The organism is Stenotrophomonas sp. STEN033 (assembly GCF_056856655.1).
In genome coordinates, this window is the sequence record NZ_JBXFWM010000104.1 from 1 (window position 1) to 7,825 (window position 7,825).

The 7,825-nt window shown below is 66.2% G+C and carries 9 protein-coding genes; all 9 read left to right on the forward strand.

Annotated features, from left to right (window positions below):
• Window positions 1-247 precede the first annotated feature (247 nt).
• The 9 genes from AC1VXC_RS20500 to hisIE are packed head-to-tail and all read left to right on the forward strand — an operon-like array spanning window position 248 to window position 7,661.
• Window positions 248-574 carry a YerC/YecD family TrpR-related protein gene (locus AC1VXC_RS20500; RefSeq protein ID WP_313171738.1) on the forward strand — a complete coding sequence of 109 codons (327 nt, stop codon included), beginning with the start codon at window positions 248-250 and terminating at the stop codon, window positions 572-574.
• A gap of 9 nt (window positions 575-583) precedes the next feature.
• Window positions 584-1,495, forward strand: a complete 912-nt coding sequence (gene hisG / locus AC1VXC_RS20505) for an ATP phosphoribosyltransferase (RefSeq protein WP_481539889.1) — start codon at window positions 584-586, stop codon at window positions 1,493-1,495.
• Window positions 1,492-2,787 (forward strand): histidinol dehydrogenase, encoded by a 1,296-nt coding sequence (gene hisD, locus AC1VXC_RS20510; RefSeq protein WP_481539888.1) that lies wholly within the window; start codon window positions 1,492-1,494, stop codon window positions 2,785-2,787. Before hisG ends, hisD begins: the two co-directional genes overlap by 4 nt.
• Entirely contained in the window at window positions 2,784-3,866 is a 1,083-nt protein-coding gene (gene hisC / locus AC1VXC_RS20515) for a histidinol-phosphate transaminase (protein ID WP_481539887.1), read from the forward strand. Before hisD ends, hisC begins: the two co-directional genes overlap by 4 nt.
• Complete coding sequence (gene hisB / locus AC1VXC_RS20520) at window positions 3,863-4,936, forward strand: bifunctional histidinol-phosphatase/imidazoleglycerol-phosphate dehydratase HisB (protein ID WP_481539886.1); 1,074 nt, start codon at window positions 3,863-3,865, stop codon at window positions 4,934-4,936. Before hisC ends, hisB begins: the two co-directional genes overlap by 4 nt.
• Window positions 4,933-5,532, forward strand: a complete 600-nt coding sequence (gene hisH / locus AC1VXC_RS20525) for an imidazole glycerol phosphate synthase subunit HisH (protein ID WP_481528654.1) — start codon at window positions 4,933-4,935, stop codon at window positions 5,530-5,532. The genes hisB and hisH overlap by 4 nt, the downstream gene beginning before the upstream one ends.
• Entirely contained in the window at window positions 5,529-6,263 is a 735-nt protein-coding gene (gene hisA / locus AC1VXC_RS20530; RefSeq protein ID WP_481539885.1) for a 1-(5-phosphoribosyl)-5-[(5-phosphoribosylamino)methylideneamino]imidazole-4-carboxamide isomerase, read from the forward strand. The genes hisH and hisA overlap by 4 nt, the downstream gene beginning before the upstream one ends.
• Window positions 6,257-7,033 (forward strand): imidazole glycerol phosphate synthase subunit HisF, encoded by a 777-nt coding sequence (hisF, locus tag AC1VXC_RS20535; protein WP_481539884.1) that lies wholly within the window; start codon window positions 6,257-6,259, stop codon window positions 7,031-7,033. Before hisA ends, hisF begins: the two co-directional genes overlap by 7 nt.
• The gene (gene hisIE / locus AC1VXC_RS20540) at window positions 7,023-7,661 is read left to right on the forward strand and encodes a bifunctional phosphoribosyl-AMP cyclohydrolase/phosphoribosyl-ATP diphosphatase HisIE (protein ID WP_481539883.1); all 639 of its coding nucleotides are present in this window, start codon (window positions 7,023-7,025) and stop codon (window positions 7,659-7,661) included. Before hisF ends, hisIE begins: the two co-directional genes overlap by 11 nt.
• Window positions 7,662-7,825 lie beyond the last annotated feature (164 nt).

Consider the following 7,825-nt stretch of genomic DNA (forward strand, 5'->3'; position numbering starts at 1 on the left):
GGTAAAGCCCCTGCCGAGCATGGCTCGGCACTACCGCTCCCTCCCTTTCGCGCAGCGAAGGGGAGGGCTGGGGAGGGGTTCGCTTTTGGCCGTTGGCGCAGGAGCTTGCTCCTGTAGAGCCGAGCCATGCTCGGCTAGGGCCTCCCCGGTAAAGCTTCAGCCGAGCATGGCTCGGCTCTACAGACCGCAGGTTTGACTCATGGCTCGCTTCGCACTAATGTATTATCACGCTATTACATTGATACAAATGAAAACACGTCAGGAAACCGAACGAGACAAGGCCGCCGATGCTGCGCTGAAAGCGCTGGCGCGTGCCTTTGCCGCCCTCGACAAGCCGCAGGAGGCGCAGGCCTTCCTGCGCGACCTGTGCACGCCCGCCGAGCTGGAAGCCATGGCCGACCGCTGGCGGGTGGTGCCCTTGCTGCGCAAGGGCGTTCCTTACCGTGAGATCTACGACTTGACCGGGGTGAGCGTCACCACCATCGGCCGGGTCGCGCGCTCGCTCGATCATGGTGCCGGTGGCTATGCCGCCGCCATCGACCGCCTCGCCGCGCGCAAGTCCGAATCCAACTGAGATAAACCCATGAGTGCTTCAACCACCGCCCCGGCACGTGACCGGTTGCGTATCGCCATCCAGAAGAGCGGCCGCCTGGCCGATCCCGCGCGCAGCCTGCTGGCGGCCTGTGGCCTGAGCTGGCGGCAGAGCCGCGACAAGTTGTTCTGCTTCGGCGAATCGCTGCCGGTTGATCTGCTGCTGGTACGCGACGACGACATCCCCGGGCTGATTGCCGACGGTGTCTGCGACCTCGGTGTGGTGGGTCTGAACGAACTCGACGAGCAGGCCAAGGCGCGCCGCCAGATCGGCTTGCCCGATGCCTACCAGCCGCTGCGCGGCCTGGGCTTCGGTTCCTGCCGGTTGATGATCGCGGTGCCGGAAGACTGGGATTGGCAGGGCGTGCAGATGCTGCAGGGCAAGCGCATCGCCACCAGTTACCCGGCCATCCTGGCTGCCTGGCTGAAAGAGAAAGGCGTGGATGCGCAGGTGGTGGAGCTGTCCGGATCGGTGGAGATCGCGCCGAAGCTGGGTACCGCCGAACTGATCTGCGATCTGGTTTCCAGCGGCGCCACCCTGGCCGCCAACCAGCTCAAGCCGGTGGAGACGTTGCTGGAGAGTGAGGCGGTACTGGCCGGGCCGGTACACGAGCTGGACGACGCCCGCGCCGGCTTGATGTCGATGTTGCTGCGTCGTCTGGATGGCCTGAGCAAGGTGCAGGACCAGAAGCTGCTGATGTTCTCCGCTGCCGAAGACCGGGTGGACGAACTGGCCCGCCTGCTGCCCGATGCCGAGCCGCTGCTGCGGCTGCCGGGGCAGGGCGATGCCGTGCGCCTGCAGACCATGTGCAGCGGCGCACTCAGCTGGCAGCGGCTGGAAGAGCTGGAACGCGCCGGTGCCCAAGGCTTGATGGTATTGGCGGTGGAGAAGTCGCTGGTATGAACATCCTCGATTGGAATGCGTTGGACGCCGATGCCCAGGCGCGCGCCCTGACCCGTCCGGTGCAGACCGTTGCCGCGCAGACGCGCGCCTCGGTTGCCGAATTGATCGGCCAGGTACGCAGCCGCGGCGACGCGGCGTTGCGCGAGATCACCGAGCGTTTCGACGGCGTCGCGCCGGAACGGTTTGAAGTCACCGAAGCCGAGTTCGCAGCGGCTGAGTTGGCGGTACCGGCCGAGCTGCGCATCGCCATGCAGCAGGCAGCCGATCGCATCGACCGCTTCCACCGCGCCGGTATGGCCCAGCCTTACAGCGTTGAAACCGCGCCCGGCGTGGTCTGTGAAAAGGTCATCCGCCCGATCGCGCGGGTTGGCCTGTATGTGCCGGCAGGCAGCGCGCCGCTGCCGTCGACGGCGCTGATGCTGGGTGTGCCGGCCAAGCTGGCTGGGTGCCGCGAAGTGGTGTTGTGCACGCCGCCGCGCAAGGACGGCAGCGCCGATCCTGCCGTTCTGGTGGCCGCACGCCTGACCGGTGTGCACCGTGTGTTCAAGATTGGCGGTGCGCAGGCGATTGCCGCCATGGCCTACGGCACCGAGACCGTTCCTTCCTGTGACAAGCTGTTCGGGCCGGGCAACAGCTTTGTGACCGAAGCCAAGCAGCAGGTTGCACAGGCCGGCGCCGCCGCCATCGACATGCCGGCGGGCCCCTCGGAAGTGCTGGTGATTGCCGATGCCGGTGCCAATCCGGCTTTTGTCGCCGCCGACCTGCTGTCGCAGGCCGAGCACGGCCCGGATTCGCAGGTGCTGCTGCTCTGCGACGACGCGGCGATGATTGCCGCCGTGCAGGAAGAAGTGGAGGCGCAGGTCGCCCAGCTCGCCCGCGAGGCCATCGCACGGCAGGCGCTGGGCAGCTCCTTGCTGGTCAAGGTCGCGTCGATTGCCCAAGCCTTGGAGATTTCCAACCGTTATGCGCCCGAGCACCTGATCCTGGCGCTGCGTGAGCCACGCCAGTGGTTGGACAAGGTGGAAGCGGCAGGTTCGGTCTTCCTCGGCGACTACACGCCCGAAGCGCTGGGCGATTACTGCTCCGGCACCAACCACGTGCTGCCCACCGCCGGTGCCGCGCGCGCCTATAGCGGCGTCAGCGTGGCCAGCTACCAGAACCAGATCAGCGTGCAGGCCGCCAGTCGCGAGGGCATTGCCGGTATCGGCCCCTGTGCCTTGACCCTTGCCCGCGCCGAAGGCCTGGGCGCCCACGCCAATGCCGTCGCGCTGCGACTGGGGGTTGCGCCGTGAGCACCGTGCTGGACCTGGTCCGCGATGACCTGCGTGACTTCGGTGGCTACTCGTCGGCACGCAGTGCCAAGCTGCAGGGCGAGATCTGGCTCAATGCCAATGAATCGGCCTGGGCTAACCCCGGCGACCCGGCCGCCAGTTGCCGGCGTTACCCGGATCCGCAGCCGCAGGCGTTGCGTGAGCGCCTGGCCGGCCTGTACGGCTGCCAGCCAGAGCAGCTGTTGATCGGCCGCGGCAGCGATGAAGCCATCGACCTACTGGTGCGCGCCCTGTGCGTGCCGGGCCGCGACGCGGTGCTGTACACGCCGCCGGTATTTGGCATGTATGCGGTCAGTGCCCGCTTGCAGAATGCGCCGGCGCTGGAAGTGCCCTTGCTGGATACCGAGACCGGGCTGGTGGCCGATATCGACGCCATCATCGCCACCGCAAAACAGGGCAAGGCCAAGCTGGTTTTCCTGTGCTCGCCGTCCAATCCGGGCGGCCTGAGCATTCCGCTGCAGCAGGTGCAGGCCGTGGCCGAAGCGCTGCGCGGGCAGGCGCTGGTGGTGGTGGATGAGGCCTATGCCGAGTTTGCCGATGAGCCGTCCGCTACCAGCCTGATGGAACGCTTTGACAACATCGCGGTGCTGCGGACGCTGTCCAAGGCACATGCGCTGGCCGCTGCGCGCATAGGTTGCGTGATTGCCGATGCCGCCTTGATCGCGGTACTGCGCCGCTGCCAGGCGCCGTATCCGATTCCCACGCCCTGTTCGGCCCTTGCCCTTGCCGGCCTGGAGGATGCCGCGCTGGCGCAGACCCGCGCCCGCATCGCGATGGTGCGCAGCGAACGTAACCGTCTGCGCATCGCCTTGTCGCTGCAGCGCTGTGTACGCCAGGTTTACGGCTCGGATGCGAACTTCCTGCTGGTCCGTTTCAACGACGCCGAGGCAGCCTTCCAGGTCTTGCTGAAGGCCGGTGTGGTGGTGCGCGACCAGCGCGCCGCACCGCAATTGCACGACGCCCTGCGCATCACCCTGGGCACCCCTGAACAGAACGACCGCGTCCTGGACGCACTTGCCACGCTGGAGCTTGCCGCATGACCCCCATTCTGTTCGTCGATCGCGATGGCACCCTGATCGAGGAGCCGGCCGATTTCCAGATCGATGCCTACGAGAAGATCCGCTTCGTCAAGAACGTGATCCCGGCCATGCTCAAGCTGCGCGATGCGGGTTACCAGTTCGTCATCGTCTCCAACCAGGACGGCCTGGGCACGGAAGGCTATCCGCAGGCCAGTTTCGACGGCCCCAATGACTTGATGCTGCAGATCTTCGCCAGCCAAGGCATCACGTTCCGCGACGTGCTGATCGACCCCAGCTGGCCGCAGGACAACAGCCCCAACCGCAAGCCGGGCATCGGCATGATGGTGGGCTACCTGCAGGACCGCGACATCGACTGGGCGCGCTCAGGCATGGTCGGTGACCGCCCCACCGATATCCAGTTTGCCGACAACATGAAGATCCGCGGTTTCCAGCTGCGCACCGAACAATTCGGCGGTGAGTGGGATTGGGATGCCATCGCCCACGAGCTGGCCGACGCACCGCGCCGCGCCACCGTGCAGCGCGACACCAAGGAAACCCAGATCCGCGTGTTCGTCGACCTGGACAAGGTGGCCAGCTCGAAGATCAACACCGGCCTGCCGTTCTTCGACCACATGCTGGACCAGATCGGCCGTCACGGCGGTTTTGCGCTGGAAGTGGAAGCCAAGGGCGACCTGCACATCGATGAGCACCACACCATCGAGGACACTGGCCTTGCGCTGGGCCAGGCGCTGCGTGAAGCGCTGGGTGACAAGCGCGGCATCGGCCGTTATGGCTTTACCTTGCCGATGGATGAAACCCTGGCCAGCGCCGCGCTGGATTTCAGCGGCCGCCCGTATTTTGTCTTTGACGGCCAGTTCAAGCGCGAGCGGGTGGGCGACATGCCGACCGAGCTGGTGTCGCATTTCTTCCGCTCGCTGTGCGATGCCAGCGGGTTGAACCTCAACCTCAAGGTGGAAGGCGACAACGACCATCACAAGGTGGAAGCCTGCTTCAAGGCACTTGCGCGCGCCCTGCGCCAGGCCATCCGCAAGGAAGGCACCGAGCTGCCTTCGACCAAGGGGGCCTTGTGAGCAGGGTAGGGCTGGTTGATGCCGGCGGCGCCAACCTGGGCTCGGTGCGCTATGCGCTGGAGCGCTTGCAGGTGGACGTGCAGATGGTGCGCGCGCCGGCCGACCTGGCCGGGCTGGAGCGGGTGATCCTGCCCGGCGTCGGCGCTGCTGCCGAAGGCATGAAGCGCCTGCACGCGCAGGGCCTGGTGCAGCCGCTGCGTGAACTGCAGGTGCCCTTGATGGGGATCTGCCTGGGCATGCAGTTGCTGTTCGAACGCTCGGAAGAGGGCGATGTGGAATGCCTGGGCTTGCTGCCCGGTATTGTCCGCCGCCTGCATCCCGGCGTCGGCGTGCGCGTGCCGCATATGGGCTGGAACAAGCTGTTGGCGCTGCGCGAGTCGCCCTTGCTTGAGGGCGTGCCGCTGGGTTCCAGTGCCTATTTCGTGCACAGCTACGCCGCACCGGTGACCTCGGACACGGTGGCCGCCTGCCATCACGGCGGGCTGTTCACCGCGGTGGTACAGCGTGGCCGCTTGTGTGGCGCGCAGTTCCATCCCGAGCGTTCGGCTGGGCCGGGCGCACGCATCCTGCAGAACTTTCTTGAGATTGCCGCATGAGTTTCACTGTCTACCCCGCGCTGGATATCCGTGATGGCCGCGTCGTGCGCCTGCTGCAGGGCGACTACGCCAAGCAGACCACCTACGGCGACGATGCCTTGCCGCGCGCGCAGGTATTTGCCACCACCGGTGCCCGTTGGATGCACCTGGTCGATCTGGATGCGGCCAAGGCCGGTGGTTACACGCTGGCGCCATTGCTGCAGCAGATTGCCGCCACCACTTCCCTGAAAGTGCAGACCGGCGGCGGTGTGCGTGGCCGCGAGGATGTCGCCCGCATCCTGGAGGCCGGCGCCAGCCGGGTGGTGATTGGGTCGCTGGCGGTGCGCCAGCCCGAGCAGGTACTGGAATGGCTGGCCGAGTTTGGCCCCGAGCAGCTGACCATCGCGCTGGATACGCGTCAGGGCGAGGACGGCGTGTGGCGCCTGCCGGTGCACGGCTGGACCGAAACCGCCGACGTGACCCTGGACGAACTGGCCAGCCGCTATGCGCAGGCCGGCATGAAGCATCTGCTGTGCACCGATATTTCCCGCGACGGCATGCTCTCGGGCCCCAATATCGAACTGTATGCGCACCTGGCCAAGCTGCTGCCAGGCGTTGCCGTGCAGGCCTCGGGCGGCGTGCGTGATGCCGACGACATCCGCGCGGCCAAGGCTGCCGGCTGTGGCGGCGCGGTGCTGGGCAAGGCGCTGCTGGAAGGGCGCCTGCAACTGGACGAGGCCTTGTCATGCTGAGCCGCCGCATCATTCCCTGCCTGGACGTGCGCGAAGGCCGGGTGGTCAAGGGCGTCAAGTTCCGTGACCACATCGATATGGGCGATATCACCGAGCTGGCGCTGCGCTACCGCGACCAGGGCGCCGACGAGCTGGTGTTCTATGACATCTCCGCCAGCCCGGAAGGACGCTCGGTGGACCGCGCCTGGATCGAGCGCGTGGCGCGGCTGATCGATATTCCGTTCTGCGTGGCGGGCGGCATCCGCGATGTGGAAACCGCGCGTGCCGTGCTCAATGCCGGTGCCGACAAGATTTCCATCAATACGCCGGCACTGGAGCGCCCGCAGCTGATTGAAGAGCTGGCTGATGCCTTCGGCCAGCAATGCGTGGTGGTGGGCGTGGATTCGATCCGTGAGCCCGATGGCCAGTGGCGGGTGCGGTCCTACACTGGCGATCCGGCCAAGACCCGCGTTGAGGCCCGGCTGACGCTGGATTGGCTGCGCGAGGTGCAGCAGCGCGGCGCAGGTGAAATCGTGCTGAACTGCATGGACAGCGATGGCGTGCGCAAGGGGTACGATATTGCCCAGTTACGCCAGGCCCGGGCGTTGTGCACGGTTCCGCTGATCGCCTCTGGCGGCGCGGGGACGCCGCAGCATTTCGCCGACGTGTTTGAACAGGCTGACGTTGACGGGGCTTTGGCCGCCAGTGTGTTCCACTCGGGCGCCATTGCCATTCCGGAACTGAAGCAGTTCCTGCGCGAACAACAGATCGAGGTTAGGGATGTCTACTGAATTCAAGCCGGTTGATCCGGCCACACTGGACTGGGAAAAGGTCAACGGCCTGATCCCGGTCATCATCCAGGACGAAGCCACGCTGCGCGTGCTGATGCTGGGCTATATGGACCGGCAGGCGCTGGAAACCACGCGCAGCAGCGGCAAGGTCACCTTCTTCAGCCGCAGCAAGAAGCGCCTGTGGATGAAGGGCGAGACCTCCGGCAACCACCTGGACCTGGTCGACATCCGCAGCGACTGCGACAACGACACCTTGCTGGTGACCGTGCGCCCGCATGGCCCCACCTGCCATACCGGCAGCACCAGCTGCTTCAGTGCTGCCCCGTGCAACTTCCTGGGCGCGCTGGATGCGTTGGTCAAACAGCGCGAGCACGACCGCCCGCTCAACAGCTATACGACCAAGCTGTTCGAGAAGGGCGCGCGGCATATTGCGCAGAAGGTGGGCGAGGAGGGCGTGGAAACCGCGCTGGCCGGCGTGGTGCAGCGTGACGACGAGCTGCTGGGTGAATCGGCCGACCTGCTGTTCCACCTGATCGTGCTGCTGCGCGCACGCGGCCTGTCGCTGGACGACGCCACCGCCGTGCTCGAAGAGCGCCACGCCAAGGCCGCAGAAAAGGCAGCAAGCTGAGCAACTGTAGTGCCGAGCCATGCTCGGCAGCGGCTTCCCCAGAATTCCCCGTAGTGCCGAGCCATGCTCGGCAGAGGCTTTGCCAGAATTCCCTGTAGGGCCGTGCCATGCTCGGCAGAGGCTCTACCGGTAACGCCCAGCCGAGAAGGGCTCGGCTCTACAGG

Bases quoted from the DNA above. Each gene is read 5' to 3' on its own strand.
- hisD (WP_481539888.1), top strand. From the start codon at position 1,492: ATGAACATCCTCGATTGGAATGCGTTGGACGCCGATGCCCAGGCGCGC.
- AC1VXC_RS20500 (WP_313171738.1), top strand. From the start codon at position 248: ATGAAAACACGTCAGGAAACCGAACGAGACAAGGCCGCCGATGCTGCG.
- hisIE (WP_481539883.1), top strand. From the start codon at position 7,023: ATGTCTACTGAATTCAAGCCGGTTGATCCGGCCACACTGGACTGGGAA.
- hisF (WP_481539884.1), top strand. From the start codon at position 6,257: ATGCTGAGCCGCCGCATCATTCCCTGCCTGGACGTGCGCGAAGGCCGG.
- hisA (WP_481539885.1), top strand. From the start codon at position 5,529: ATGAGTTTCACTGTCTACCCCGCGCTGGATATCCGTGATGGCCGCGTC.
- hisB (WP_481539886.1), top strand. From the start codon at position 3,863: ATGACCCCCATTCTGTTCGTCGATCGCGATGGCACCCTGATCGAGGAG.
- hisG (WP_481539889.1), top strand. From the start codon at position 584: ATGAGTGCTTCAACCACCGCCCCGGCACGTGACCGGTTGCGTATCGCC.